The organism is Acinetobacter celticus, from assembly GCF_001707755.1.
Classification (GTDB): domain Bacteria; phylum Pseudomonadota; class Gammaproteobacteria; order Pseudomonadales; family Moraxellaceae; genus Acinetobacter; species Acinetobacter celticus.
This window is the reverse complement of the sequence record NZ_MBDL01000015.1, coordinates 26654-50577: the sequence shown is the minus strand read 5'-3', so window position 1 is coordinate 50577 and position 23924 is coordinate 26654. Positions and strand designations below refer to the sequence as shown.

At 41.7% G+C, this 23924-nt stretch carries 36 protein-coding genes and 1 pseudogene; 35 read left to right on the top strand and 2 right to left on the bottom strand.

Annotated elements, in window-relative coordinates:
• Positions 1 to 143 precede the first annotated feature (143 nt).
• From BBP83_RS14740 to BBP83_RS14595, 30 genes and pseudogenes are all read left to right on the top strand, one after another.
• Positions 144 to 881: a type 1 glutamine amidotransferase gene (locus BBP83_RS14740; protein ID WP_068889865.1), complete on the top strand. Its 738-nt coding sequence runs from the start codon at positions 144 to 146 to the stop codon at positions 879 to 881.
• Positions 882 to 1154: 273 nt separating this feature from the next.
• A complete protein-coding gene (rpsJ, locus tag BBP83_RS14735; RefSeq protein ID WP_004725677.1) occupies positions 1155 to 1466 on the top strand; it encodes a 30S ribosomal protein S10 in 312 nt (103 codons plus the stop codon).
• A gap of 60 nt (positions 1467 to 1526) precedes the next feature.
• Complete coding sequence (rplC, locus tag BBP83_RS14730) at positions 1527 to 2165, top strand: 50S ribosomal protein L3 (RefSeq protein WP_068889863.1); 639 nt, start codon at positions 1527 to 1529, stop codon at positions 2163 to 2165.
• 11 nt (positions 2166 to 2176) lie between these two features.
• Positions 2177 to 2779 (top strand): 50S ribosomal protein L4, encoded by a 603-nt coding sequence (gene rplD / locus BBP83_RS14725; protein WP_068889861.1) that lies wholly within the window; start codon positions 2177 to 2179, stop codon positions 2777 to 2779.
• Complete coding sequence (gene rplW, locus BBP83_RS14720; RefSeq protein WP_068889858.1) at positions 2776 to 3096, top strand: 50S ribosomal protein L23; 321 nt, start codon at positions 2776 to 2778, stop codon at positions 3094 to 3096. The genes rplD and rplW overlap by 4 nt, the downstream gene beginning before the upstream one ends.
• 11 nt (positions 3097 to 3107) lie before the next feature.
• Entirely contained in the window at positions 3108 to 3932 is an 825-nt protein-coding gene (gene rplB, locus BBP83_RS14715) for a 50S ribosomal protein L2 (RefSeq protein WP_068889856.1), read from the top strand.
• A gap of 19 nt (positions 3933 to 3951) precedes the next feature.
• Positions 3952 to 4227 carry a 30S ribosomal protein S19 gene (gene rpsS / locus BBP83_RS14710; protein WP_004281508.1) on the top strand — a complete coding sequence of 92 codons (276 nt, stop codon included), beginning with the start codon at positions 3952 to 3954 and terminating at the stop codon, positions 4225 to 4227.
• A gap of 9 nt (positions 4228 to 4236) precedes the next feature.
• Positions 4237 to 4566: a 50S ribosomal protein L22 gene (gene rplV / locus BBP83_RS14705; RefSeq protein WP_068889854.1), complete on the top strand. Its 330-nt coding sequence runs from the start codon at positions 4237 to 4239 to the stop codon at positions 4564 to 4566.
• A 1-nt stretch (position 4567) separates the two neighbouring features.
• Positions 4568 to 5384, top strand: a pseudogene (rpsC, locus tag BBP83_RS14700) (30S ribosomal protein S3).
• A complete protein-coding gene (gene rplP, locus BBP83_RS14695; protein ID WP_068889851.1) occupies positions 5324 to 5737 on the top strand; it encodes a 50S ribosomal protein L16 in 414 nt (137 codons plus the stop codon). Before rpsC ends, rplP begins: the two are co-directional and overlap by 61 nt.
• Positions 5737 to 5934: a 50S ribosomal protein L29 gene (rpmC, locus tag BBP83_RS14690; protein WP_068889849.1), complete on the top strand. Its 198-nt coding sequence runs from the start codon at positions 5737 to 5739 to the stop codon at positions 5932 to 5934. The genes rplP and rpmC overlap by 1 nt, the downstream gene beginning before the upstream one ends.
• Positions 5931 to 6188 carry a 30S ribosomal protein S17 gene (gene rpsQ / locus BBP83_RS14685; RefSeq protein ID WP_004691314.1) on the top strand — a complete coding sequence of 86 codons (258 nt, stop codon included), beginning with the start codon at positions 5931 to 5933 and terminating at the stop codon, positions 6186 to 6188. Before rpmC ends, rpsQ begins: the two co-directional genes overlap by 4 nt.
• An 88-nt stretch (positions 6189 to 6276) precedes the next feature.
• Positions 6277 to 6645 (top strand): 50S ribosomal protein L14, encoded by a 369-nt coding sequence (gene rplN / locus BBP83_RS14680; protein WP_004657680.1) that lies wholly within the window; start codon positions 6277 to 6279, stop codon positions 6643 to 6645.
• A gap of 9 nt (positions 6646 to 6654) precedes the next feature.
• Positions 6655 to 6972 carry a 50S ribosomal protein L24 gene (rplX, locus tag BBP83_RS14675; RefSeq protein WP_068889847.1) on the top strand — a complete coding sequence of 106 codons (318 nt, stop codon included), beginning with the start codon at positions 6655 to 6657 and terminating at the stop codon, positions 6970 to 6972.
• A 16-nt stretch (positions 6973 to 6988) separates the two neighbouring features.
• Positions 6989 to 7525 (top strand): 50S ribosomal protein L5, encoded by a 537-nt coding sequence (gene rplE / locus BBP83_RS14670; RefSeq protein WP_068889845.1) that lies wholly within the window; start codon positions 6989 to 6991, stop codon positions 7523 to 7525.
• Between the two features lie 9 nt (positions 7526 to 7534).
• A complete protein-coding gene (rpsN, locus tag BBP83_RS14665) occupies positions 7535 to 7840 on the top strand; it encodes a 30S ribosomal protein S14 (protein WP_067762906.1) in 306 nt (101 codons plus the stop codon).
• Positions 7841 to 7852: 12 nt separating this feature from the next.
• Entirely contained in the window at positions 7853 to 8248 is a 396-nt protein-coding gene (gene rpsH / locus BBP83_RS14660) for a 30S ribosomal protein S8 (protein ID WP_068889843.1), read from the top strand.
• A 13-nt stretch (positions 8249 to 8261) separates the two neighbouring features.
• Positions 8262 to 8795, top strand: a complete 534-nt coding sequence (rplF, locus tag BBP83_RS14655; RefSeq protein WP_068889842.1) for a 50S ribosomal protein L6 — start codon at positions 8262 to 8264, stop codon at positions 8793 to 8795.
• A 14-nt stretch (positions 8796 to 8809) separates the two neighbouring features.
• Positions 8810 to 9160 (top strand): 50S ribosomal protein L18, encoded by a 351-nt coding sequence (rplR, locus tag BBP83_RS14650; RefSeq protein WP_067669342.1) that lies wholly within the window; start codon positions 8810 to 8812, stop codon positions 9158 to 9160.
• A 2-nt stretch (positions 9161 to 9162) separates the two neighbouring features.
• Positions 9163 to 9660 carry a 30S ribosomal protein S5 gene (gene rpsE, locus BBP83_RS14645; RefSeq protein WP_068889840.1) on the top strand — a complete coding sequence of 166 codons (498 nt, stop codon included), beginning with the start codon at positions 9163 to 9165 and terminating at the stop codon, positions 9658 to 9660.
• 6 nt (positions 9661 to 9666) lie between these two features.
• Positions 9667 to 9843, top strand: coding sequence for a 50S ribosomal protein L30 (gene rpmD / locus BBP83_RS14640; RefSeq protein WP_068889838.1), 177 nt, complete (start codon positions 9667 to 9669; stop codon positions 9841 to 9843).
• Between the two features lie 3 nt (positions 9844 to 9846).
• The gene (gene rplO / locus BBP83_RS14635; RefSeq protein ID WP_078055460.1) at positions 9847 to 10287 is read left to right on the top strand and encodes a 50S ribosomal protein L15; all 441 of its coding nucleotides are present in this window, start codon (positions 9847 to 9849) and stop codon (positions 10285 to 10287) included.
• Positions 10288 to 10332: 45 nt separating this feature from the next.
• Positions 10333 to 11652 (top strand): preprotein translocase subunit SecY, encoded by a 1320-nt coding sequence (gene secY, locus BBP83_RS14630; RefSeq protein ID WP_171258127.1) that lies wholly within the window; start codon positions 10333 to 10335, stop codon positions 11650 to 11652.
• 20 nt (positions 11653 to 11672) lie between these two features.
• On the top strand, positions 11673 to 11789 hold the full coding sequence (gene rpmJ / locus BBP83_RS14625) for a 50S ribosomal protein L36 (RefSeq protein WP_039619814.1): 117 nt from the start codon (positions 11673 to 11675) through the stop codon (positions 11787 to 11789).
• Positions 11790 to 11896: 107 nt separating this feature from the next.
• On the top strand, positions 11897 to 12253 hold the full coding sequence (gene rpsM / locus BBP83_RS14620; protein WP_004869505.1) for a 30S ribosomal protein S13: 357 nt from the start codon (positions 11897 to 11899) through the stop codon (positions 12251 to 12253).
• A 20-nt stretch (positions 12254 to 12273) separates the two neighbouring features.
• A complete protein-coding gene (gene rpsK, locus BBP83_RS14615) occupies positions 12274 to 12660 on the top strand; it encodes a 30S ribosomal protein S11 (RefSeq protein ID WP_004281491.1) in 387 nt (128 codons plus the stop codon).
• Positions 12661 to 12672: 12 nt separating this feature from the next.
• Entirely contained in the window at positions 12673 to 13299 is a 627-nt protein-coding gene (gene rpsD, locus BBP83_RS14610) for a 30S ribosomal protein S4 (RefSeq protein WP_068889835.1), read from the top strand.
• A 17-nt stretch (positions 13300 to 13316) separates the two neighbouring features.
• The gene (locus tag BBP83_RS14605) at positions 13317 to 14324 is read left to right on the top strand and encodes a DNA-directed RNA polymerase subunit alpha (protein ID WP_068889834.1); all 1008 of its coding nucleotides are present in this window, start codon (positions 13317 to 13319) and stop codon (positions 14322 to 14324) included.
• A gap of 19 nt (positions 14325 to 14343) precedes the next feature.
• Positions 14344 to 14709, top strand: coding sequence for a 50S ribosomal protein L17 (rplQ, locus tag BBP83_RS14600; RefSeq protein ID WP_004641032.1), 366 nt, complete (start codon positions 14344 to 14346; stop codon positions 14707 to 14709).
• A 200-nt stretch (positions 14710 to 14909) separates the two neighbouring features.
• On the top strand, positions 14910 to 16400 hold the full coding sequence (locus BBP83_RS14595; RefSeq protein WP_068889832.1) for a flavin-containing monooxygenase: 1491 nt from the start codon (positions 14910 to 14912) through the stop codon (positions 16398 to 16400).
• A gap of 149 nt (positions 16401 to 16549) precedes the next feature.
• Here BBP83_RS14595 and BBP83_RS14590 read toward each other — a convergent pair whose 3' ends face one another.
• Positions 16550 to 17722: an acyl-CoA dehydrogenase family protein gene (locus BBP83_RS14590; protein WP_068889830.1), complete on the bottom strand. Its 1173-nt coding sequence runs from the start codon at positions 17720 to 17722 to the stop codon at positions 16550 to 16552.
• A gap of 182 nt (positions 17723 to 17904) precedes the next feature.
• Here BBP83_RS14590 and BBP83_RS14585 point away from each other — a divergent pair, with 182 nt between their 5' ends.
• From BBP83_RS14585 to BBP83_RS14565, 5 genes are all read left to right on the top strand, one after another.
• The gene (locus BBP83_RS14585) at positions 17905 to 18162 is read left to right on the top strand and encodes an FAD assembly factor SdhE (protein ID WP_068889828.1); all 258 of its coding nucleotides are present in this window, start codon (positions 17905 to 17907) and stop codon (positions 18160 to 18162) included.
• Positions 18155 to 18538, top strand: a complete 384-nt coding sequence (locus BBP83_RS14580) for a hypothetical protein (RefSeq protein ID WP_068889826.1) — start codon at positions 18155 to 18157, stop codon at positions 18536 to 18538. Before BBP83_RS14585 ends, BBP83_RS14580 begins: the two co-directional genes overlap by 8 nt.
• Before the next feature lie 515 nt (positions 18539 to 19053).
• Positions 19054 to 20097 (top strand): hypothetical protein, encoded by a 1044-nt coding sequence (locus BBP83_RS14575; RefSeq protein WP_068889824.1) that lies wholly within the window; start codon positions 19054 to 19056, stop codon positions 20095 to 20097.
• Between the two features lie 75 nt (positions 20098 to 20172).
• Complete coding sequence (rrtA, locus tag BBP83_RS14570) at positions 20173 to 20757, top strand: rhombosortase (RefSeq protein WP_068889822.1); 585 nt, start codon at positions 20173 to 20175, stop codon at positions 20755 to 20757.
• A gap of 196 nt (positions 20758 to 20953) precedes the next feature.
• Positions 20954 to 23152 (top strand): TRAP transporter large permease subunit, encoded by a 2199-nt coding sequence (locus BBP83_RS14565; RefSeq protein WP_068889820.1) that lies wholly within the window; start codon positions 20954 to 20956, stop codon positions 23150 to 23152.
• A 348-nt stretch (positions 23153 to 23500) separates the two neighbouring features.
• Here the strand turns inward: BBP83_RS14565 and BBP83_RS14560 are convergent, their stop codons facing one another.
• Positions 23501 to 23920 (bottom strand): hypothetical protein, encoded by a 420-nt coding sequence (locus BBP83_RS14560; RefSeq protein ID WP_068889818.1) that lies wholly within the window; start codon positions 23918 to 23920, stop codon positions 23501 to 23503.
• Positions 23921 to 23924 lie beyond the last annotated feature (4 nt).

Below are 23924 nucleotides of genomic sequence, written 5' to 3'. Positions count from 1 at the left end.
GGGGAAATAGACAACATAAGCTTAAGAGATCGTTGTAGTTTTCGCTATAAATTGTTTGATTTGTTTACAAACCCAGCATTGAGCATAAAGTTGGCTTCCTTTTTGCAAAACTGAGGTATAGCTACAACAATAGGCAAGCGCGCATGAAGTCGCATTTAAAAGTACATTATTTTCAGCATATTGCTGGTGAAGGGTTCGGAAGTTGTTATTCATATTTGAAAGAAATGAATGCACAAATTTCAGCAACAGAGTTTTTCGCACTGCCTGTAGACCGACCTTTAGATATAGAGGCATTACCTCATGTAGAAGATGTCGATTTGCTCATTATTATGGGTGGCACCATGAGTGTGAATGATGAAGCCAATTACCCTTGGTTAAAAATTGAAAAACGGTGGTTAAGGCGATACCTTTCCTTAGGAAAACCAGCAATAGGGTTGTGCTTGGGTGGGCAGTTAATTGCGAATGCACTTGGGGCTGCGGTTGGTAAAAATACAGTGCAGGAACTTGGGTGGAGTACGATTCGAAAAATCAAGTTTACCCCGCACGATTGTTTTCAACTCCCAGATCAATTTAACGTCATGCAATGGCACAGCGAAACCTTCGAAATTCCAAAAGGGGCGGTACATTTAGCAGAAAATGAGGTATGTCGTAATCAAATGTACCAAATTGGTAAAAATGTACTGGGCTTTCAATTTCATCCAGAAATGACACCTGAAACTTTGGCCTTATTTTTAGATGATGATGACGAATTGGCGTTATATAAGGGAGAATATGTGCAATCATCGAAAGAGTTAAAAAAATCAGAAAAAAATAAATTTATTCAGGGAAATCAAATATTAAATAAAGCAATTGAGTATGTTTTAAGGAAAACGGCATGCTGATTAAAATATAAGCAATTGATCTTACGCTTAATTTTTTAAATAAGGGAAAAAGAAGAAAAGACATTTGCTTATGCATTAAACAATGGATATAATGAGCGACCCTTTAATGAAAGGGGGTTGACTGCGAATAAAGCAGTTAACATCGTGACAGTTGCGGCATCGATCGTGACCTTAGTGATAACTCACTGCCTTTGACACTTGCCCTATATTTATTTAATGGGGGGAGATGCGTCAAGGGTGATTCTTTATATATTTGGCTTGGAGTTAACTGGTATGTCTAACCAGAGAATTCGTATCCGTCTTAAGTCTTTTGATCATCGTTTAATTGATCAATCTTCTCAAGAGATCGTAGAAACAGCAAAACGTACTGGCGCACAAGTTTGTGGTCCTATTCCGATGCCAACTCGCATCGAACGTTTTAACGTTTTAACATCACCACACGTTAACAAAGATGCGCGTGACCAATACGAGATCCGCACTTACAAACGTTTGATCGACATCGTTCAACCTACAGATAAAACTGTTGATGCATTGATGAAGTTGGATCTTGCAGCTGGTGTTGATGTTCAGATCGCATTGGGTTAAGACTTTCGGTTAATTAACACTCTAGGTTAATTAAGCCGCTTTTTTTAGAGGTTTATGCACATGGCTATTGGTTTAGTCGGTCGCAAGTGCGGTATGACACGTATCTTTACAGATGCTGGTGTTTCTGTGCCTGTAACAGTGATTGAGGTTGATCCTAACCGCATCACTCAAATCAAAACGCTTGAAACTGATGGTTATCAAGCGATTCAAATCACTACTGGTGAACGTCGCGAATCTCGCGTAACTAATCCTCAGAAAGGTCACTTCGCTAAAGCGGGTGTTGCTGCTGGTCGTTTAGTTCAAGAATTCCGCGCTACAGAAGCTGATCTTGAAGGTCGTGAAGTTGGTGGTACGCTTACCGTTGAATTGTTCACAGTGGGTCAAATTGTTGACGTAACTGGTCAGTCTAAAGGTAAAGGTTTCCAAGGTGGTGTTAAGCGTTGGAACTTCCGTACGCAAGATGCTACACACGGTAACTCACTTTCTCACCGTGTTTTGGGTTCTACTGGTCAAAACCAGACACCTGGTCGCGTGTTCAAAGGCAAGAAAATGGCCGGCCATATGGGCGCTGAACGCGTAACTACACAGGGTCTTGAAATCGTTGCTATCGACGTTGAACGTTCAGTTCTTGTTGTGAAAGGCGCGGTTCCTGGTGCTACCGGTGGTGACGTAACTGTACGTCCTACAATCAAGGCCTGAGGGGAAATATTGTGAATTTAAATACTGTTTCCGGCTCTGCTGTTGAATTGTCTGAAGTTGCTTTTGGACGTGAGTTTAATGAAGCTCTTGTACACCAAGTTGTTACAGCTTATTTAGCTGGCGGTCGTCAAGGTTCTAAAGCTCAAAAGTCTCGTGGCGATGTATCTGGCGGTGGTAAAAAACCTTTCCGTCAAAAAGGTACTGGTCGTGCGCGTGCTGGTTCTATTCGTAGCCCAATCTGGGTTGGTGGTGGTAAAACTTTTGCTGCTCGTCCACAAGACTGGTCTCAAAAAGTAAACCGTAAAATGTACCGTGGTGCTATGCAATGCATCCTAGCTGAACTTGTTCGTCAAGGTCGCTTAGTTTTGGTTGAAGAGATTGCTATTGCAGCTCCAAAAACTAAAGAATTGCTTGCAAAACTTAACGACTTAAATGCGACTCGCGCTTTGATCGTTACAGATGCTGTTGATGAGAATTTGTATCTTGCTGCTCGTAACATTCCACATGTAGATGTGGTTGATGCTGCTGCAATTGATCCAGTTAGCTTGATTGCGTTTGACAAAGTTGTTATGTCTGTAGCTGCTGCTAAGAAAATTGAGGTAGAACTCGGATGAACAACGAACGTATCTATCAAGTCCTACAAGGACCTGTATTCTCAGAAAAAGCACAAGTTTTAGGCGAAACTGCTGGTGTTCAAGTTTTTAAAGTTGCACTTGATGCAAACAAACTTGAAATCAAAAAAGCAGTTGAGCAACTGTTTGGTGTTCAAGTTGTTAAAGTTAACACAACGATCACTAAAGGTAAGACTAAACGCTTTGGTAAAACATTAGGACGTCGTTCTGATGTTAAAAAAGCATACGTCACCCTGAAAGCTGGCCAAGATGTTGAAATGGCTAACTTGGGCGATACCGCTGAAAACGCAGCGGAATAAGGACGAAAATTATGCCTATTCAAAAATGTAAGCCAACGTCGCCAGGGCGTCGCTTTGTAGAGAAAGTCGTTCACGACCATCTTCACAAAGGCGCACCGTACTCACCGTTGGTTGAAGCTAAAAAACGTACTGGTGGCCGTAATAATAATGGTCATATTACGACTCGTCATGTTGGTGGTGGTCATAAACAAAACTACCGTCTTATTGACTTCAAACGTAACAAAGACGGCATCCCAGCTGTAGTTGAGCGTATTGAATACGATCCTAACCGTACTGCACACATTGCTTTAGTTTTGTATGCTGATGGTGAGCGTCGCTATATTATTGCACCTAAAGGCCTTCGCGCAGGTGATCAAGTTCAGTCTGGTAACGATGCTCCAATTCGTCCAGGTAACTGCTTGCCACTTCGCAACATGCCAATCGGTTCTACTCTACACAACATCGAACTTAAAATTGGTAAAGGCGCGCAATTAGCTCGTTCAGCTGGTACTTCAGTTCAGTTGTTGGGTCGTGACGGTTCTTACGCTATCGTTCGTTTACGTTCTGGTGAAATGCGTAAAATTCACGTTGAATGCCGTGCAGTTCTTGGTGAAGTTTCTAACCAAGAAAGCAACCTTCGTTCACTAGGTAAAGCTGGTGCATCTCGCTGGCGTGGTATTCGTCCTACCGTTCGTGGTATGGCGATGAACCCAGTTGACCATCCACATGGTGGTGGTGAAGGGCGTAATAAAGGTATTCAACCTGTAAGCCCATGGGGTCAAAAAGCTAAGGGGTACAAAACACGTACCAATAAGCGTACGACTAAGATGATCATTCGCGACCGTCGCGTTAAGTAACAAGTAAAGGAATCTGACAATGCCTCGTTCTCTGAAAAAAGGCCCATTCGTCGATGCGCACTTGTTCGCTAAGGTTGAAGCGGCTATCGCGGCTAATAACCGTAAGCCGATCAAAACTTGGTCGCGTCGTTCGATGATCCTCCCGGATTTTGTTGGTCTAACAATTTCTGTACATAATGGTCGTAACCATGTTCCAGTGATCGTATCTGAACACATGGTTGGTCATAAACTCGGTGAATTCGCGCCAACTCGTACCTATCGTGGTCACGGTGTTGACAAGAAATCTAAACGTTAAGGTGCTATGATGGAAGTTACTGCTAAATTACGCGGTGCCGCTATCTCGGCACAAAAAACTCGTTTGGTTGCAGATTTAATCCGTGGCAAATCAATTGCTCACGCGCTTAACATCTTAAATTTCAGCAATAAAAAAGCTGCAGTTTTGGTGAAAAAAGCATTAGAATCTGCGATTGCAAACGCTGAACATAATAACAGTTTAGATGTAGACGACCTTAAAGTTTCTACGATCTACGTTGATGAAGGCACTAGCCTGAAACGTATTTTGCCACGTGCTAAAGGCCGTGCGGATCGTATTACTAAGCGTACTTGTCACATTACCGTTAAGGTAGGGGTTTGATATGGGTCAGAAGGTTCATCCAATCGGTATCCGCCTAGGTGTTGTGAAACGTCATAACGCTAACTGGTATGCGAGTCCGAAACAATATGCTGAATACTTGCTTAAAGATTTGCAAGTTCGTGAGTTTTTACTTAAAAAACTTAAGAACGCAATGGTAAGCAATATTCTTATCGAACGTCCTACAGGCGCTGCTAAAATTACTATTAGCACTGCTCGTCCAGGTATCGTAATCGGTAAAAAAGGCGAAGACATTGAGAAGCTACAACGCGAACTTACATCTATTATGGGTGTTCCTGCGCAAGTAAGTATCAACGAAATCGATCGCCCAGACTTAGATGCTCGTTTAGTTGCTGAAGCAATTGCTTCTCAACTAGAAAAGCGTGTTATGTTCCGTCGTGCTATGAAGCGTGCGGTTCAAAACTCTATGCGTTCTGGTGCTAAAGGTATTAAAGTTGAAGTTTCTGGCCGTTTAGGCGGTGCTGAAATTGCTCGTACAGAATGGTATCGTGAAGGTCGTGTACCTTTGCATACACTTCGTGCTGACATCGACTACTCATCTGTTCGTGCAGAAACTACTTACGGTACGATCGGTGTTAAAGTTTGGGTTTTCCGTGGCGAGATTTTAGGTGGCATGAAACAAGTCATGAACCCTGCTCCTGCTGAAGAACGTCCAGCTAAACGTGGTCGCGGTCGTGGTGAAGGTCAAGAGCGTCGTGGTCGTCGCAATGATCGTTCTGCTGAAAAAGGAGAATAATCCATGTTGCAACCTAAACGTACTAAATTCCGCAAAATGCATAAAGGCCGTAACACTGGTCTAGCACAACGCGGTAGCACAGTATCTTTTGGTACTATTGCGCTTAAATCACTTGAACGTGGTCATATGACTGCGCGTCAAATTGAAGCAGCTCGTCGTACAATTAGCCGTCGTGTTAAACGTGGTGGCAAGATCTTTATCCGTGTTTTCCCTGATAAACCAATTACTCAGAAGCCATTAGAAGTTCGTATGGGTAAAGGTAAAGGTTCAGTGGAATACTGGGTTTGTGTAATCAAGCCAGGTAAGATCCTGTACGAAATGGAAGGTGTAAACGAAGAGTTGGCACGTGAAGCGTTTACGCTTGCTGCTGCTAAACTTCCGTTTAAAACTTCTATCGTTACTAAGACGGTGATGTAATGAAAACTATAGATCTACGTGAAAAGTCGGTAGAAGAGTTGAAGGCTTTGCTTGATGAGCAACAGTTAAACCAATTCCGTCTTCGTATGGCAAAAGCAACTGGCCAATTGGGTAAATCGCATGAAGTTGCGGTTACTCGTAAGACTATTGCTCGTATTAAGACCCTCCTTACCGAAAAACAGGGGAACGGACAATGAGTGAACAAACAGTCCGCACGTTAACCGGCAAAGTAGTAAGCGACAAAATGGACAAGTCTATTGTTGTACTTATTGAACGCCGTGTTCAACACCCGTTGTATGGCAAATCAATCCGCCGTTCAACAAAATTACATGCTCATGATGAGAACAACACAGCTAAAACTGGCGATGTTGTAACTATCAAAGAAAGCCGCCCAATTTCTAAAACTAAGTCTTGGACTCTAGTTGAAGTTGTTGAAGCTGCTGCTGAGTAATTAACGTTCTTGCATCATCGGTCAATTTCGAGTACTCTTTGAGCCTTTCGAAATTGCGACCGGTGATGCTCGGTTTTGGAGTAGGGCAATGATTCAAACCGAAAGTATGCTCGACGTAGCAGACAACAGTGGTGCTCGCCGCGTACAATGTATTAAAGTACTAGGTGGTTCACATCGTCGTTATGCTTCTGTTGGCGACATTATTAAAGTTACTGTAAAAGAAGCTATTCCTCGCGCACGTGTTAAAAAAGGTGATGTGATGAATGCTGTAGTTGTACGTACAAAATTCGGCATCCGTCGTCCAGATGGTTCAGTAATTCGTTTTGACGATAATGCTGCTGTTATTTTGAACAACAACAAAGCGCCGATTGCAACTCGTATTTTCGGACCAGTGACTCGTGAACTTCGTACTGAACAGTTCATGAAAATTATTTCATTGGCTCCTGAAGTACTATAAGAGGCGATCATGGCTAAGATTAAAAAAGGCGATCAAGTAATTGTGATCGCAGGTAAAGAAAAAGGCAAACAGGGTACTGTACTGTCTGTTTCAACTGACCGTGTTATGGTTGAAGGCCTTAACTTGGTTAAGAAGCATCAAAAGCCGAACCGTGCAACAGGTGCTGAAGGCGCTGTAGTTACACAAGAAGCTTCGCTTCATATCTCAAACGTGGCACTTTTTAATGCTACAACCCAAAAGGCTGACCGTGTTGGTTACCAAGTGATTGAAGGCGTGAAAACTCGCGTATTCAAATCAAATGGTGAATCAGTGGCGGTAGCGAAGTAATAGGTTGCAATAGGCTATGGCCAGACTTAAAACACGTTACAATAACGAACTTAAAGCTCAGTTATTAGAACAATTGGGCGTTAAGAATGTGATGGAGATCCCTCGCATCACTAAAATTACTATCAATATGGGTGTTGGTGCGGCTTCTGCTGACAAAAAACTCCTTGATGGTGCTCTTTCTGATATGCAAGCTATTGCTGGTCAAAAACCAGTTTTAACTTTAGCTCGTAAATCAATTGCTGGTTTTAAAATCCGTGATGGTTGGCCGATTGGTTGTAAAGTTACTTTACGCGGCGAACGTATGTACGAATTCTTAGACCGTTTGATCTCTATTGCGATTCCACGTATTCGTGACTTCCGCGGTTTTTCTGCGAAATCATTTGATGGTCGTGGTAACTATTCAATGGGTTTGAAGGAACAGATCATGTTCCCTGAAATCGATTTTGATAAGATTGATCGTATTCGTGGTATGGATATTACCATTACTACGACTGCTCGCACCGATGACGAAGGCCGTGCGCTAATGCGTGCATTCGGCTTCCCGTTCAAATAAGAGGTCGATATGGCTAAGAAAGGTATGATTAATCGCGAATTGAAACGCGAAGCTACTGTTGCTAAATACGCTGCGAAACGTGCTGAATTAAAAGCAATTATTGCAAACGTAAATGCTAGCGACGAAGAGCGTTTCGAAGCGATGATGAAATTTCAAGCATTACCACGTAATGCATCTCCAGTACGTCTACGTAACCGTTGTGGTTTAACTGGTCGTCCTCATGGCTATTTCCGTAAGTTCGGCTTAAGCCGTAACAAATTACGTGAAACAGTAATGCAAGGTGATGTACCGGGCGTTGTTAAGGCAAGCTGGTAAGGAGCACTATATATGAGTATGCAAGATACCGTTGCCGACATGCTAACCCGTGTTCGTAACGCACAAATGGCAAAGAAACAAACTGTTTCAATGCCGAATTCTAAGTTGAAGGTTGCAATTGCTAACGTACTTCAACAAGAAGGTTATATCTCAGAAGTAGCTATTGCTGACAATGAAGGCAAAGCGACTTTGACGATTACTTTAAAGTATTTTGAAGGCAAACCAGTAATTGATACTGTGAAGCGCGTAAGCCGTCCAGGTCTTCGCCAATATCGCGGTAAAGATGCACTTCCGAGCGTTAAGCAAGGTTTAGGTATTGCAATTGTTTCTACAAGCAAAGGCATCATGACTGATCGCGCTGCACGTGCTGCGGGCATCGGTGGTGAAGTTATTGCTTTTGTTTCTTAATAGGTGATTCCTCATGTCTCGTGTGGCTAAAGCCCCAGTAACTGTACCTAATGGTGTAACAGTTACTCAGAACGGCCGGCAGGTCGAAGTGAAAGGCACTAAAGGTACATTGTCTTTCAACCTGCATGCGCTGGTCGAGCTTAAACAGGAAGAAGGTCAACTTCATATTGCTCCTGTTAAAGAATCGAAAGATTCTTGGATGCAAGCTGGTACAGCTCGCGCTGTGTTAAACAACCTTGTAAAAGGTGTTAACGAAGGCTTCGAACGTAAGTTACAGCTTATCGGTGTTGGTTATAAAGCTGCGATTAAAGGTAACGTTGTTCACCTTAATCTAGGTTTTTCACACCCGATCAATTACGACCTTCCTGAAGGTGTAACTGCTGAAACTCCAACTGCAACAGAAATTATCCTTAAGTCTGCTGATAAAGCTGCTTTAGGTCAAGTTGCTGCAGAAATCCGTGGTTACCGTCCGCCAGAGCCTTATAAAGGTAAAGGTGTTCGTTATTCTGACGAAGTTGTACTTCGTAAAGAAGCTAAGAAGAAATAAGGCGCGAGGTTCTTATGAACGAAAAGAAACAAACCCGTTTGCGTCGTGCGAAAAGCACACGCTTGCACATCCGTGCATTGGGTGCGACTCGTTTGTGTGTAAACCGCACGCCGCGTCACATCTATGCTCAAGTTATTTCAGCCGATGGTGGCAAAGTATTAGCTCAAGCTTCTACTTTAGATGCTACTTTACGCGCTGGTACAACTGGTAACGTTGAAGCAGCTAAACAAGTAGGTGCTTTAATCGCAGAACGCGCTAAAGCAGCTGGTGTAACTAAAGTTGCGTTTGACCGTTCTGGTTTCAAATATCATGGTCGTATCAAAGCCTTGGCTGATGCTGCTCGTGAAAACGGCTTGGAGTTCTAATCATGGCTAAAGTTGAACAAAACGAAGGTTTCGTTGAGAAACTGGTTGCCGTTGATCGTGTAGCCAAAGTTGTTAAGGGCGGTCGTATTTTCTCTTTCACAGCATTAACTGTTGTGGGTGATGGAAATGGTCGTGTAGGTTTTGGTCGTGGTAAGGCGCGTGAAGTTCCAGCTGCTATTGCTAAAGCACTTGAAGCTGCTCGTCGTAACATGATTACTGTTGATCTTGTTGATGGTACTGTTCAACATCCAATCAATGCTCGTCACGGTGCAAGCCGTGTTTACATGCAACCTGCTTCTGAAGGTACTGGCGTAATTGCTGGTGGCGCTATGCGTGCTGTTCTAGAAGCTGTTGGTGTACGTAATGTATTGACTAAATGTTATGGTTCTACTAACGCTGCAAACGTAGTTAACGCAACTTTCAAAGGTTTGCGTGACATGACTTCTCCAGAGAAGGTTGCTGCGAAACGTGGTCTTTCAGTAGCACAAATTCAAGGGTAATCAATCATGAAAACGATTAAAGTTACCCAGACTAAATCTTCATCGCATCGCTTGAAAAATCACAAGCTTAGCCTTAAAGGTTTAGGTCTGCGTCGTATTGGTCATACTGTAGAAGTGCAAGATACGCCTTCTAACCGTGGTATGATCAACCAAGTCTACTATATGGTTAGTGTAGAGGATTAAGCCATGACTCTGCGTTTAAATACAATTGCACCTGCAGAAGGTGCTAAACGTGATAACCTTCGTTTGGGCCGTGGTATTGGTTCTGGTGTTGGTAAGACTGGTGGCCGTGGTGTCAAAGGTCAGAATTCACGTAAGAGCGGTGGTACACGTCCTGGTTTCGAAGGCGGTCAAACTGCGTTATATCGTCGTTTGCCTAAATTCGGTTTCACTAGCCAATTGGCGTTGAAAACTGCTGAAGTACGTTTATCAGAACTTTCTAAAGTAGAAGGTGATATTATTTCACTTGAAACTTTGAAAGTTGCTAACGTTGTACGTAAAGATATGATTCGTGCACGTATCGTACTTTCTGGTGAAATTACTCGTGCTTTCACTGTTCAAGGTGTTGCATTGACTAAAGGCGCTAAAGCTGCTGTAGAAGCTGCTGGCGGTAAAGTCGAGGAGTAATCCCCAGTGTCTATGACTCCTAGTTCTTCAGGTCATGTAAATATGATGAAAGGCCAGCCATTTCATGTGAAATACCGTGAAATTATTCGCCGAATGATGTTTCTCATTGGCGCGTTGCTGGTTTTTCGGCTAGGAGCGCATATTCCAGTACCGGGCATTAATAATGCTGCATTGGAAAATCTTTTTAATGCAAATCAGGGAACTATCCTTGGTTTGTTTAATATGTTTTCTGGTGGTGCATTAGAGCGGATGTCAATTCTTGCTCTAGGTATTATGCCGTACATTTCTGCCTCAATTATTGTGCAGTTGATGTCTACGGTTGTTCCTTCGCTTGAAGCTTTGAAAAAAGAAGGCGAGCAAGGAAAGCGTAAAATTAATCAATATACGCGTCAAGGCACGTTATTTCTTGCATTCGTGCAAGCTGTTGGTATGTGTGCAGGCTTAATCAGTCAGGGGATTACTCTGAATTCTGGTTTGGCTTTTTATGTTCCAGCAGTAACATCTCTGGTTGCAGGGACAATGTTCTTGATGTGGCTAGGAGAGCAAATTACAGAGCGTGGAGTGGGTAATGGTATTTCCATGATCATTTTCGCTGGTATTGTTGCAGGGTTGCCGAATTTAGTTCTGCAATCATTATCTTCTACAGACAATGGTCAAACCAGCTTAATTGGGCTGGCAATCTTTGGCTTATTGTCTCTAGCTGTTTTAGCAGCCATTGTATTCATTGAGAAAGCGCAACGTCGCATTCCAGTGAACTATGCTCAAAAACAGCAAGGCCGTCGTGTGTTTTCTGCACAGCAGTCACATTTGCCATTAAAAATTAATATGGCGGGTGTCATTCCGGCAATTTTTGCTAGTTCATTGCTTTTGTTCCCTGCGAGCTTAGGTCAATGGGTAGGCAGTTCGGATCCAAGTGCAGGATTTATTAAGCGTAGCCTTCAAGATTTGGCTCTGGTGTTGTCGCCTGGACAACCATTATATTTGGTACTCTTTGGTGCGTTAATTATATTTTTCTGTTATTTTTATACAGCGCTGGTTTTCAGCCCGAAGGAAGTTTCAGAGAATCTTAAACGTAGTGGAGCTTATGTGCCGGGTATACGCCCAGGTGAGCAAACTGCTCGTTACTTAGATCATATTCTCAATCGTTTGACGTTTATTGGCGCGATTTATATCACAGTCATCTGCTTAATGCCGATGATTCTGCAAAGTTCGTTTGGTATTCCATTCAGCTTAGGCGGTACATCTTTACTGATTGTAGTGGTAGTTGTAATGGACTTTATGGCTCAGCTTCAAGCCCATTTGACTTCGCACCAATATGATAATCAATCATTAATGAGAAAAACGACTGCTCATCCTAAGGGATAAGCGCACTTAGAGGTTTCATCATGAAAGTACAAGCTTCTGTTAAGAAAATTTGTGGTAACTGTAAAGTTATCCGTCGTAATGGGGTTATTCGCGTAATTTGCAGCGCAGAACCTCGTCATAAGCAGCGTCAAGGTTAATCTGATCAAGACCTGTTGATTTCAGTAGGCTAATTAGGTTATTATCCGCCCCTCAAGATTTTTGTGGGGCGGTTGATTGTCTTAACTGCCTTTTTGGAGAAAATTGAATGGCTCGTATTGCCGGTGTAAACATTCCGGATAACAAGCATGCTGTTATCTCTCTAACGTATATCTTTGGTATTGGTCGCCACACTGCTAAGAACATCTTAGCTGCTGCTGGTATTCAGACTACTACTAAGATTCGCGAGTTAGATGATGCTCAGCTCGATGCGATTCGTGCAGAAGTTGCTAAGGTTCCGACCGAAGGTGATTTACGTCGCGAAATTTCCATGAACATTAAACGTTTAATGGATTTAGGCTGCTACCGCGGTCTTCGTCATCGTCGCAGCTTGCCTGTCCGTGGACAACGCACCAAAACTAACGCACGTACCCGTAAAGGTCCGCGCAAACCTATTAAGAAATAAGATTTTCTGGAAGCTAAAAGATGGCTAAAGATACTCGCGCACGCAAGAAGGTCACTCGTACCGTCTCTGAAGGTGTCGCACACATTCACGCTTCTTTTAATAACACCATTGTGACTATTACCGATCGTCAAGGTAATGCACTGGCTTGGGCCACCTCAGGTGGACAAGGCTTCCGTGGATCACGTAAATCAACTCCGTTTGCTGCTCAGGTAGCTGCTGAAGTTGCTGGTAAAGCAGCTTTAGACTACGGTTTGAAAAACTTGGACGTCCTTGTAAAAGGTCCTGGTCCTGGTCGTGAATCTGCGGTTCGTGCTTTAGGTGCAGTGGGTTATAAAATTAACAGCATTACCGATGTGACGCCAATCCCGCACAACGGTTGCCGTCCACCTAAAAAACGTCGCGTCTAAGGAGAATCATTCATGGCTCGTTATATTGGTCCAAAATGCAAACTCTCTCGCCGCGAAGGGACAGACCTGCAATTAAAATCTGGCGTTAAACCATTTGACGTCAAAACTAAAAAACATGCGAAAGTTCCTGGCCAACATGGCGGAGCTCGTGGTGGTAAGCAATCTGAGTACTCACTACAATTACGTGAAAAACAAAAAGTACGTCGTATGTACGGTGTTTTAGAGCGTCAATTTAGTAATTACTACAAAGAAGCTGCTCGTGTGAAAGGCGCAACAGGTGAAAACTTGTTGAAATTGCTTGAAAGCCGTATAGATAACGTTGTTTATCGCATGGGTTTTGGTTCTACACGTGCAGAAGCTCGTCAGCTTGTATCTCACCGTTCTATCACTTTAAATGGCCGTCGCGTTAACATCGCGTCTATCCAAGTTAAAGCTGGTGACGTGATTGCAGTTCACGAAGGCGCTAAACAACAATTGCGTATTAAAAGCGCAGTTGAATTAGCGGCTCAACGTGGTATTCCTTCTTGGATGGAAGTTGATAATTCTAAACTTGAAGGTACATTTAAAGCTGCACCAGATCGTTCTGATTTACCTGCTGAAATCAACGAAAGCTTGATTGTAGAATTGTATTCTAAATAATCCTTGAGGTAGCAATAATGACGCGTACTGCAAATGAGTTTCTAACTCCGCAAGCGATTAAGGTCGAAGCGGCAAGCGGGACCTCGGCAAAAGTTATTCTAGAACCCTTAGAGCGTGGCTTTGGTCATACTCTTGGTAATGCTTTACGTCGCATCCTACTTTCTTCTTTACCTGGCGCTGCCGTGGTTGAAGTTGAAATTGAAGGTGTCGAGCACGAGTACAGTACTTTGGAAGGCTTGCAGCAGGACATCGTCGAGCTCTTGCTGAACCTAAAAGGATTGTCTATTAAGCTGTTCGATCAAAATGAAGCTTATTTGACATTGGAAAAACAAGGTCCTGGCGATGTAACAGCCGCTGACCTTCGTTTGCCACACAATGTTGAAGTGGTTAACCCTGAACTCGTGATCGGCACTTTAAGTGCTTCAGGCAATCTTAAGATGCGCCTGAAAGTTGCTCAAGGCCGTGGTTATGAGACTTCTGACTCACGCTTCCCTGAAGGCGAAACTCGCCCAGTGGGTCGTTTACAGTTAGATGCGTCTTATAGCCCAATCAAACGTGTGTCTTACACAGTTGAAAATGCTCGTGTAGAACAACGTACTGACCTTGATAAGCTCGTCATTGATCTTGAAACAAATGGTACGGTTGATCCTGAAGAGGCAATCCGCAAAGCAGCTACTATTTTGCAGCAGCAAATTGCGATTTTTGTTGACCTTCAGAAAGATCAAGCGCCAGTTGCTCAAGAACCTCGTGAAGAAGTTGACCCAATCTTGCTTCGTCCAGTAGATGATCTAGAGCTTACTGTTCGTTCTGCTAACTGTTTGAAAGCAGAAAATATTTACTACATCGGCGACCTTGTACAGCGCACTGAAGTGGAGTTGTTAAAAACTCCTAACTTAGGTAAAAAATCGCTTACAGAAATCAAAGATGTTCTGGCTTCTAAGGGCTTACAGCTCGGCATGCGTTTAGAGAACTGGCCTCCGGCTAGCCTCCGTATGGACGATCGTTTTGCCTATCGTAGCCGTTAATTAAGTAGGACTATTCACCATGCGTCATCGTAATAGTGGTGTGAAATTAGGCCGTACAAGCAGCCACCGTAAGGCGTTGTTTCAAAACTTAACAAATGCTTTAGTAGAGCATGAGTTAATCAAAACAACTTTGCCTAAAGCGAAAGAACTTCGCCGCGTTGCTGAGCCTTTAATCACTTTAGCTAAAAACGATACTGTTGCAAACCGCCGCTTGGCATTTGCTCGTACTCGTTCAGCAGCAACTGTTGGTAAACTATTTACCGTTCTTGGCCCTCGTTACAAAGAACGTAACGGCGGTTATCTACGTGTTCTTAAAGCGGGCTTCCGTGCAGGTGATGCTGCACCAATGGCTTACGTTGAATTAGTAGATCGCGAAGTTAAATAATTTCGTACAAGAATAGCGTAAGTTGTTCTAAAAAGACTGGTTGGTTTCAACCAGTCTTTTTTTATGTCTATTGTTTGACAATTTTATAGACTTGTCCTGAATTGATACGTAATTTCATCGATTTTGCTAAACTTGACATTGTGTATTGTCAATTTTATGTTTTAATAAAATAGCGAAAATAAACAGGCGAAAAAAACAAAATGGAAAAGCAAGTTGATATTTTGATTATAGGCGCGGGTATTTCAGGTCTTGGTGTTGCAGCGCATTTGGCGAAGGAAAGCCCACATCGTTCCTTTGAAATTATTGAACGTCGCGAAAGTTTTGGTGGCACATGGGATTTATTTAAATACCCAGGAATTCGTTCAGATTCGGATATGTCGACCTTCGGTTTTAATTTTAAACCCTGGAAACAATCGAGTGTTTTAGCAGACGGCCCTTCAATTAAAAACTATTTGTCAGAAGTGATTGATGAATTTGAATTAATGAAGAAAATACATTTTCAACATCGAGTATTGAGTGCTAATTATGATTCTATTTCTCGTAAATGGCAGGTAGAAATTGAAGATGCTAATCAGCAAAAGCAAACATGGATCGCAAATTTTGTTTTAGGTTGCACGGGTTATTATAATTATGATCAAGGGTTTCAACCTAAATTTCCTGATCAAAAAAAATTTAAAGGTCAGATGATACATCCACAACATTGGCCAGAAAAATTAGATTATGCCGGTAAAAAGGTGGTGATTATTGGCAGTGGTGCGACGGCTATTACTTTAGTTCCGGCAATGGCAAAGGGTGGAGCAGGACATGTTACCATGTTGCAACGTTCTCCGACTTATATTGCGTCTATTCCTTCGGTTGATTTTGTCTATGATAAAATGCGCAAAGTATTGCCCGAAGATGTGGCTTATAAATTGACGCGTGCCCGTAATATTGGGGTACAGCGTGCTGTGTATGCCGTTGCTCAGAAACAACCTGAGCTCTTACGTAAATATCTTTTACATTCAATAAAAACGCAATTGAAAGGTAAGGTGGATATGAAACACTTTACGCCTAAATATAACCCTTGGGATCAACGCTTATGTGTAGTACCCGATGGGGACTTATTTAAGATTTTGCGTAGCGGTAAAGCCAGTGTTGAAACCGATCAAATAGAAAAATTTACAGCCACAGGGATTCAATTGAAGTCCGGCAAGCACTTAGAGGCAGATATTATTGTTTCTGCAACAGGTTTAGAAATTCAAATTTTGGGTGGTGTTAAAGCTAGTATTGACGGCAAACCACTCAATACGTCAAAACATATGCTGTATAAAGGCATTATGGTAAGTGATGTACCGAATATGGCGATGATTATTGGCTATATCAATGCATCATGGACACTCAAGGTGGATATTGCTGCCGAATATATTTGCCGTTTGCTGAACCATATGGATGCAGAAGGCTATGATCAAGTCATTGCGCAAGGTGATGCTACAGCGTTGATGGAAGATACTGTCATGGGAAGTTTATCTTCTGGTTATATTGCCCGTGCTGCCGATGTCATGCCGAAACAAGGTAAACATGCACCTTGGAAGGTATCTAATAATTATCTTGCAGATCGTAAGGAATTAAAGAATTCAGATTTTACAGATACCGTTTTGCAGTTTAAAAAGCAAGTGCTGAAAGTACAAGAAAAACCGCGTTTAGTCTCTTAATCAGCAAATGGTCATCTGAGCATTAAAAAAGGAGCAAATAAAGCTCCTTTTTTAATTCAAGCTTAAATACTGATTCATCGAAATAGCATCTAAAGGTGAGGTGATCAAACTTCTTTATTGGATGAGAAGGGACGAATGTTTTTGAACGATTATAAAGAACGTGAAATCAGCTCTTTCATAATTTCATTGGTGCCTGCATAAATACGGTTTGCACGATTGTCGATATAGGCACGTGCAATTGGATATTCCAGCATGTAGCCATAGCCTCCGTGTAATTGTAGGCATTCATCAACGACTTTAGAAAACATCTCAGATATTTTGTATTTGGCAGCAGCCGCTGCATCTACACCCAGGTTTTCTTCTAATTGTAACTGCATACAACGGTCAAGATAGGCACGACAAAAATCAATTTCAGTCCGTAGTTCTGCCAATTTAAAACGGGTATTTTGAAAATGAGCAATTGATTTACCAAAAGCTTTTCGTTCTTTGCTGTATTTTACGGTATGCGCGAAGGCTGCTTCGGCACCTGCTTGGCAAATAATGGCAACTAGCATGCGCTCCCATGCTAATTCTTTCATGAGCATCATAAAGCCCATACCCTCTATACCCAATAAATTTTCTTTGGGTACACGGACATCATCAAAAAAAAGTTCACAAGTGTCTTGGCCTTTCATGCCAATTTTGTTCAATGGTTTACCTTTGCTGAAACCGACTCGATCTGCTTCAACCAGAATTAATGAAAGATTAGCCGAGCCTTTTTCGGAAGATCCTGTTTTGCATACAACAATGGCCATGTCACATAAATAGCCATTGGTAATAAAAATTTTTGAGCCATTAATAATGTAATCATTACCATCTAAAACAGCGGTAGTTCTGACTGCTTGTAAATCTGAACCTGTACCCGGCTCAGTCATGGCAATGGCGGTAATCACTTCGCCTGAGGCCATTTTAGGTAGCCAGTGTTGCTTTTGTACGTCATTAGCAAAATTGATAATGTAATTGGCAACAATATCTGAATGTAATGAAAACCCTGTCGAGGAATCCATGGCATAGGCTTGTTCTTCAATTAAAATCATACTGTATAAGCGGTCTACGCCAGAACCCCCATATTCTTCAGGCATGGTGGTGCAGAGTAGCCCCAAGGCACCCGCTTTATTCCATAGATCACGGTCAACATGTTGCTGTTGTTCATATCTTTCAATATTAGGCACGACTTCTTTTTCATAAAATTTGCGAACAGTATCGCGAAAAGCCTCATGTTCCTCATTGAACAGATTCCGTGGCAACATATTTGGAAGGGGGCGAATTGCACCTGATTGCATCTTATTTTCCTGAATTTTATATTTGTGTTATCACGCTATAAGATGAACCGTAAAGCGACAATGAGCTGAAAGATCAAATCGAGGAAAATTGCTGATAGATTTAGTCAATTCAAGTAATTGATGCAAACAAACAGACTGGGATCGGGTAAAATAAGCCAGATTTTAAAAGATTGGGGAATGCAATGAGCGAAGAAATGAGCTTAGAAGAACGTAAAGTTATTTACCGTGCGCGTCGCGGTTTAAAAGAAATTGATGTGTATTTTGATCCCTACGTCAAAAATTATTATTTGCAAGCCGATGCATTTGAAAAAGAGATGTTTGCTGAACTTGTCGAGCAAGAAGATCCAGATTTATTGGATTGGTTTATGGAAGTGAGTGAACCACCGCGCCCAGAGTTAAAAACGTTTATTAATAAATTAAAACATTACGTTCATGGATAAAGCTAGTTTTCAGCTGAAACGTAGTTATTTAGCACTTTTGTTTCAGCTGTGTATATTTACGCTCTTGATGATTCTTTTATACCAAATATTACCTTTTAGTTTCTGGTGTGGTTTTTTATTGCTGGGTGCTGTGGTTTATATTTTGTTTTATCGGAAAACCCCTCAAATTACAGGCTTAGATTATTTAGAAGGCAAGGAGTGGACGCTCTTTGCTGCTGGTCAAAAGCAACGCGTACAGATTAGTCATATTATCGATCATCAAGCCTATATCGTGGTGTATTTTCAACATGCACGAACCAAACCGATTATTATTTGGTGTGATCAAGTGTCTTTTCAGCAGTGGAAATCTCTTAAAATATTGGCAAAAATGATCTAATTGTCTAACAGTTTTAAATTTCATAAAAAAATAAAAGAGATTTAAAACAGTTGGATATCTATATCTCATCTTTTTATTGTTAGACAAAATATGATTAAATTGGCAGAAAGTATCGATTGTCAGACAAAGTTCGTGGCTAAATATTCAACCTCATTGTACATTATATAAACCAACAGCGAAGAGGAGATCATTATGGATCATCCAACTTGGATGTTACTGGCAACAGCGATTGTATTAGCAATTGTTGTAGGACGGCTAGGAACGGTGCTGAAGGAACGAATTGCACAAAAATAAGTGTTTTACACTTACCCAGTTAATAAGCAGCATGTGTCGAACCGTCGCAATGCTGCTTTTTTTTGCCTAAAATTTAGGATTTTTGCAAACTCAGTCAATTGCAGGCCTTGCAATACATGGCAAAGTGTACTTCTAGATTAGAGTAAATACTCTTTAAAAGGTAAATTGCTTCTGATATGTTGGTCAGGATGGACATAAACACAATTATAGAGGACAGGAAAATGTCGAACGTCCAAAAAATATGCCAAGGTGTGGCAGTAATAGCAATAACAACGACTTTATTTACGGGTTGTTCACAAGTCGTGAAAACAGGGGCCAATGTGGCACTTGGTTTTACCGAAAAACATGTCGTTCCGCCTATTTTAGCGATGGATGACGCTGAAATGGTGTGTAATTCAGGGAATGCCTTAACCCCTGCGATTATGGCAACCAAAGATATGGGGGCAGACCCCACCCGTGTGGCAGTGCTGATGTACTCGGCTGCTGGTATTTGTGCGGAACAGCAGGCGCTTGAATCTGAACTGCGTTATTTAAGAGCATCTAAAGCCAATCAAGTGACTGAAGCACAAGATGCACGTATTGAGCAGAAGCGTTGGGCGGCCTTAGCTGCACAACGTCAATACACAGGCTATCAACTCTTTCAAAATCGCTTTGAGAAAAAATACAAAACGGCTTTGGGTGAAAGCTGTCCAAAAATGAATAGTGATATTGAGCAGACGGTTTATTTATTGGGCATGCTGAGTGGTCTGCAATCTATGACCAATGATATTAATTCAGGCGGTGCTGTGAATGTGCCGAAAGATATTGCTGCCGTGGTAGAGCGTGGCATGGCTTGTCTAAATAATGAGAAATTTTGGGGTGCACCAAATGCCACTCGTGCCGTGATTTGGACATTATTACCTGGTGCGGGTGATGGTAAGCCAGATCCGTATCTGACCTTAAAGCAGTCAACTCAAATTGGTGAACAAAAAGGGGTGCGTTTGTCGCATGCTATGTATGCTGTTGCCGCGCAAGCCAGTGGCGATGATGCCAAAATTCGGGATGCATTAAGAACCTTTGCGCAAGCAAGAAGTGATGAAAAGCCGGTTAATCCACAATTTAAACTGATTGATAGTATGGCTGGCATGATGGTGAAAGGGATCTCAGACCGTTATTGGACAGAACATACGGGTGTACGTACAGCAGATGACGGCATGGAACATTTTTGGGACGAGTCAGGAAATTCATCAGATTTAGATGAGTTATTTGAGAGTGGGTCTGAATAAAATTGCGATTGTCCCACTTAGATTGAAGATGCTGAGCGAATCGCCAGCATCTTTTCAGTGAAACAGGGAATGCCAATGAAAGATCAATTTCTAAGTCAAAAAATTGTTTTTTTAGCTGTTGTCGTATCTGTTTGTGCCTGCCTACAAGTTTTTCCCGAGGCATTTATCTACCTGCGTAAGGACTTGCTTACAGAGTTTTGGCGCTTATGGACAGCCCATTGGGTACATGTCAGCTGGATACATTATTTTTTAAATATGCTGGCATTTATCTGTTTGCCTTTTATCTTTCCACGTGCATCGGTATGGCATTTCAGTGCTTTATTATTGGTGCTTCCACCTTTAATTAGTTTAAGTTTCTATTATTTTTTACCAGATATTGAGGCTTATGCAGGCTTGTCGGGCGTGTTACATGGGGCATATACCGCTATTGCCTGTGTACATTTGATGTATAAGCGTGAACGAAATTTTGCAGCCGTAGTATTGTTTTTAATTTTGTCGAAATTGTTTTGGGAAAATACCGTGGGAAGCATGGGAACAGCGCAGCTCATTGGTAGTCCTGTGTTGGTCGAAGCACATTTGTTAGGGGTGATTTGGGGGGTAGGAATTGCCGCAGTTTATCTCCTTGTTGATCATTATTCAGAGCGTGATTCAGCGATGTGATGATGTGGCTTGAGTGACAAAGTTGACCTTTAAAACATAAAAGAAAATGCATATTGTCATTTTAAAAGACTTAATATTCATGCAAATTTAAAGCAATAAGATTGTAATGGCCTGAAGAACGGATTTTTTTCAGCCTAAAGAATAAGGGTCGAGTGTTTCTTACATTGGATCCGAAAATAAAAAAATAGGAAGACTCATGCAAAATGCTGAACAAAACAGATCAGGGATCGGTCTGCTAAGTTATATATGGAACGAATGGATTTCGACTTTTGTTGTTTTAATCTTACTGCTGTTGACGCTTATCATTGGTACGGGAGAAATGATTCATGGTCAGTTGCTACGTACAGGGGAGCGCTTGTATGGCAACGAAGCTATTGGCATGCAGTATTCTTTTCTTCGTGCGGAACCTGTAAAACCAGATTGTAATCGTCATCCAAATGTCGATGCTTTGGTGCAAACGCAAATGAAGCAAAATGCAAATGATGAATTTGCTGATATTTTCGGAACGGCGACGGCTGCTGATGTACGTTCATCGGTTATGGCGGGCGTACAGCAATGTGAAGAAAAATTCCAATTTTACGATAAAGCTGAAAAATATTTAGATGCACATCCAAGTATTCGTACTTACCGCACCATTGAAACTACATTCTTTGGCATCTTTAAATTTGGCTCTGAAAACCGAGTATTAATTTTATTGTTAATGGTGCTGGTTTCTGCCATTACGGCTTCTTTAAAATTCCATCATATTGGTTTACGTGCACCGACCACCAAGTTGGATTATCGTATTTATGCACTGTTTATGGCCATTGGTAATGGCTTGTTGACATTTTCGGTCTATAGTCAATTCAGTTCAGTCTTGAATTCAGGGGTGAAGTCGACAGGTGAAACGCTTGCGATTTACTGGTTATGGTTAGCACTCTTTGGCGCTGTGATGCTCATCAGTATTTTCCAGTTCTTTAAAACACCGCCTGCCAAACAGCAAGGTAAAGGCAATATTGGCTTTGCCTTACTTAGTGTTCCGCTGTATGCCTATATGGCGATTATCACGGGTATTGCTTTTACCTTCTTCATGGATTATCCAATGGGGCAGGGTATTTATTTAGGTCAACTGGTTGAATTTTCTGGTATCTTCTTAAACCTTGCGCTGTTTATTTGGGCGGGGATGTTGCTGACCCAAACCCGAATTATGGATTTGTTCTTAGGTATTTTACGCCCTTGGAACTTAGCTCCTGAAACCTTGACGTGGTTAATTCTGATTGCTGCCGCTATTCCTACAGCTTACACAGGTGCATCGGGTATTTTTGTTGTGGCTGCTGGTGCAATTATTTATAAAGAAGTTTGGAACTCGGGTTCGCGTCGCCAATTTGCTTTAGCCGTTTCAGCTATGTCAGGCTCTTTAGGGGTGGTCATTCGCCCATGTTTGCTGATTATTCTGATTTCGATGTTAGACAGTCGTCATGTGACATCTGATGAATTGTTTGATCACGGCATTTATGTGTTCTGGCTAACGGCATTTATTTTCTTGGGTATTTCATTGTTTTTGGCTGAAACACGCTTTCGGGTTAATTCGCCTAAAGTTGCCATTCCTGGCATGTTAAAAGCCTTCATTCCAGTCATTCCTTATATTGTGCTGACATTTATTGTGATTGCATTTTATAAATATGGTTTAGATACACAAATGGATGAATTCACCGCACCTGTGATTCTTCCTATTTTGTTAATTGTTTATATTATGTTTGATCGTTGGTTTGCAGATCGCTTTATTAAAGAACCAATGGATATGCATGCATCGCTTGCATTACAACATGAACAAAGTTCTGAATTTATGCGAGAGCATGGTGGACACGATAGTAACCGTCGTAGTTTTGGTAATTCCATTTGGTTTGCTTCTTCTGAAACGGTCGGACATATTGGCGCACTAATTATTTTAATGGCCTTGTCTGCCAGTGTCGGTGGTCTGATTGAACGGACTGAAATTGTTGAATTATTGCCGATGCACTTGGGGAATATTTATCTTTCACTGGCCTTTATTACCTTACTTTTGGCCATTGTAGGAATGACCACAGACCCATTTGGTGCGGTAATTTTGGTGGCGGCAACCATTGCGCCAGTGGCATATGAAAACGGTATTCACCCGATTCATTTCTGGATGATTGTTTTGGTGGCCTTTGAATTGGGTTATGTCTCTCCACCTGTGGCACTGAATCATTTGTTGACGCGTTTATCAGTTGGAGATGAAGAGGTTCGAGCTGCAGATGCCGAAGCGAAAGCCATGTACACCAATTTCTATTATCGTTATGAACGCTGGATTTTACCGATTTTGGTCTTGTTCCCGTCTTTATTGGTGGTGACTTATGCACCGTATATTTTTAAAATGTTCGGTTGGTATCAGTAATGAGTGTTTCGTCTTGATATAAGTTGATACGTATAAAAAAGTGCCTGAGGGCGCTTTTTTTATGCTTGCCTATTTTCACTTAAAGTATTGTTGAGGAACGAGATAAAACCTGAATATTGTACTTAAAACAAGCACGATCCAATCTAAGAGATGTTAATTAGAGAAGTTTTCTTGCTTGGAATAACACTCAAAACTTTCATATTTTGGAGTCATAGCGTCATGCAAGTAGCAAAGTGGGTGATTAAGTTGCCAATGCCCATTCAAATTTTGAAAACTGGCAAGTGTGTGAGGTCTATTACAAAATAGGCCAGAGCCTTAATAAGCGTCTAGCCTAAATTGAATTAAAAATTAGTGTGTTTGCGCAAGCTGCGCTTCAAGTAATTTGATTTGCTCTTCTTTTAGCTTTAAGAGCTGATCGGCATCGGCATGTTGTGCTTTAAGCGTATTTTCCTGTTCTGCAAGTTGCAATTGAATATCATCCAATTTTGCAATTTCTTCTTTTGCAATAGAGGCATTTTCAGGGACAGGTGCTTGTAGAATATCTTCTTCAATGAGTTTTTGCGTTGGCTCTGCCTCAGCTAAAGGAACAGCTTCAGCGGGCTTCGCTTTGACCTGTGCAGGCGTAGTCAATTCAGTCTCATAAGTGGGACTATTTTCAACATTTGATGCAATAAACCATTGATAGGCCAAAAAGATTGCAATAACGGCAATTAGTCCTCCAGCAATCCCGATTAAGAGTTTCGGGTTGTGGTTTCGATCTTCAATCATATAC

What these genes read in the sequence shown, in the direction of transcription:
- BBP83_RS14740 (WP_068889865.1), top strand. Translation starts at nt 144, where the DNA reads ATGAAGTCGCATTTAAAAGTACATTATTTTCAGCATATTGCTGGTGAA.
- rpsJ (WP_004725677.1), top strand. Translation starts at nt 1,155, where the DNA reads ATGTCTAACCAGAGAATTCGTATCCGTCTTAAGTCTTTTGATCATCGT.
- rplC (WP_068889863.1), top strand. Translation starts at nt 1,527, where the DNA reads ATGGCTATTGGTTTAGTCGGTCGCAAGTGCGGTATGACACGTATCTTT.
- rplW (WP_068889858.1), top strand. Translation starts at nt 2,776, where the DNA reads ATGAACAACGAACGTATCTATCAAGTCCTACAAGGACCTGTATTCTCA.
- rplB (WP_068889856.1), top strand. Translation starts at nt 3,108, where the DNA reads ATGCCTATTCAAAAATGTAAGCCAACGTCGCCAGGGCGTCGCTTTGTA.
- rpsS (WP_004281508.1), top strand. Translation starts at nt 3,952, where the DNA reads ATGCCTCGTTCTCTGAAAAAAGGCCCATTCGTCGATGCGCACTTGTTC.
- rplV (WP_068889854.1), top strand. Translation starts at nt 4,237, where the DNA reads ATGGAAGTTACTGCTAAATTACGCGGTGCCGCTATCTCGGCACAAAAA.
- rplP (WP_068889851.1), top strand. Translation starts at nt 5,324, where the DNA reads ATGTTGCAACCTAAACGTACTAAATTCCGCAAAATGCATAAAGGCCGT.
- rpmC (WP_068889849.1), top strand. Translation starts at nt 5,737, where the DNA reads ATGAAAACTATAGATCTACGTGAAAAGTCGGTAGAAGAGTTGAAGGCT.
- rpsQ (WP_004691314.1), top strand. Translation starts at nt 5,931, where the DNA reads ATGAGTGAACAAACAGTCCGCACGTTAACCGGCAAAGTAGTAAGCGAC.
- rplN (WP_004657680.1), top strand. Translation starts at nt 6,277, where the DNA reads ATGATTCAAACCGAAAGTATGCTCGACGTAGCAGACAACAGTGGTGCT.
- rplX (WP_068889847.1), top strand. Translation starts at nt 6,655, where the DNA reads ATGGCTAAGATTAAAAAAGGCGATCAAGTAATTGTGATCGCAGGTAAA.
- rplE (WP_068889845.1), top strand. Translation starts at nt 6,989, where the DNA reads ATGGCCAGACTTAAAACACGTTACAATAACGAACTTAAAGCTCAGTTA.
- rpsN (WP_067762906.1), top strand. Translation starts at nt 7,535, where the DNA reads ATGGCTAAGAAAGGTATGATTAATCGCGAATTGAAACGCGAAGCTACT.
- rpsH (WP_068889843.1), top strand. Translation starts at nt 7,853, where the DNA reads ATGAGTATGCAAGATACCGTTGCCGACATGCTAACCCGTGTTCGTAAC.
- rplF (WP_068889842.1), top strand. Translation starts at nt 8,262, where the DNA reads ATGTCTCGTGTGGCTAAAGCCCCAGTAACTGTACCTAATGGTGTAACA.
- rplR (WP_067669342.1), top strand. Translation starts at nt 8,810, where the DNA reads ATGAACGAAAAGAAACAAACCCGTTTGCGTCGTGCGAAAAGCACACGC.
- rpsE (WP_068889840.1), top strand. Translation starts at nt 9,163, where the DNA reads ATGGCTAAAGTTGAACAAAACGAAGGTTTCGTTGAGAAACTGGTTGCC.
- rpmD (WP_068889838.1), top strand. Translation starts at nt 9,667, where the DNA reads ATGAAAACGATTAAAGTTACCCAGACTAAATCTTCATCGCATCGCTTG.
- rplO (WP_078055460.1), top strand. Translation starts at nt 9,847, where the DNA reads ATGACTCTGCGTTTAAATACAATTGCACCTGCAGAAGGTGCTAAACGT.
- secY (WP_171258127.1), top strand. Translation starts at nt 10,333, where the DNA reads ATGAAAGGCCAGCCATTTCATGTGAAATACCGTGAAATTATTCGCCGA.
- rpmJ (WP_039619814.1), top strand. Translation starts at nt 11,673, where the DNA reads ATGAAAGTACAAGCTTCTGTTAAGAAAATTTGTGGTAACTGTAAAGTT.
- rpsM (WP_004869505.1), top strand. Translation starts at nt 11,897, where the DNA reads ATGGCTCGTATTGCCGGTGTAAACATTCCGGATAACAAGCATGCTGTT.
- rpsK (WP_004281491.1), top strand. Translation starts at nt 12,274, where the DNA reads ATGGCTAAAGATACTCGCGCACGCAAGAAGGTCACTCGTACCGTCTCT.
- rpsD (WP_068889835.1), top strand. Translation starts at nt 12,673, where the DNA reads ATGGCTCGTTATATTGGTCCAAAATGCAAACTCTCTCGCCGCGAAGGG.
- BBP83_RS14605 (WP_068889834.1), top strand. Translation starts at nt 13,317, where the DNA reads ATGACGCGTACTGCAAATGAGTTTCTAACTCCGCAAGCGATTAAGGTC.
- rplQ (WP_004641032.1), top strand. Translation starts at nt 14,344, where the DNA reads ATGCGTCATCGTAATAGTGGTGTGAAATTAGGCCGTACAAGCAGCCAC.
- BBP83_RS14595 (WP_068889832.1), top strand. Translation starts at nt 14,910, where the DNA reads ATGGAAAAGCAAGTTGATATTTTGATTATAGGCGCGGGTATTTCAGGT.
- BBP83_RS14590 (WP_068889830.1), bottom strand. Translation starts at nt 17,722, where the DNA reads ATGCAATCAGGTGCAATTCGCCCCCTTCCAAATATGTTGCCACGGAAT.
- BBP83_RS14585 (WP_068889828.1), top strand. Translation starts at nt 17,905, where the DNA reads ATGAGCGAAGAAATGAGCTTAGAAGAACGTAAAGTTATTTACCGTGCG.
- BBP83_RS14580 (WP_068889826.1), top strand. Translation starts at nt 18,155, where the DNA reads ATGGATAAAGCTAGTTTTCAGCTGAAACGTAGTTATTTAGCACTTTTG.
- BBP83_RS14575 (WP_068889824.1), top strand. Translation starts at nt 19,054, where the DNA reads ATGTCGAACGTCCAAAAAATATGCCAAGGTGTGGCAGTAATAGCAATA.
- rrtA (WP_068889822.1), top strand. Translation starts at nt 20,173, where the DNA reads ATGAAAGATCAATTTCTAAGTCAAAAAATTGTTTTTTTAGCTGTTGTC.
- BBP83_RS14565 (WP_068889820.1), top strand. Translation starts at nt 20,954, where the DNA reads ATGCAAAATGCTGAACAAAACAGATCAGGGATCGGTCTGCTAAGTTAT.
- BBP83_RS14560 (WP_068889818.1), bottom strand. Translation starts at nt 23,920, where the DNA reads ATGATTGAAGATCGAAACCACAACCCGAAACTCTTAATCGGGATTGCT.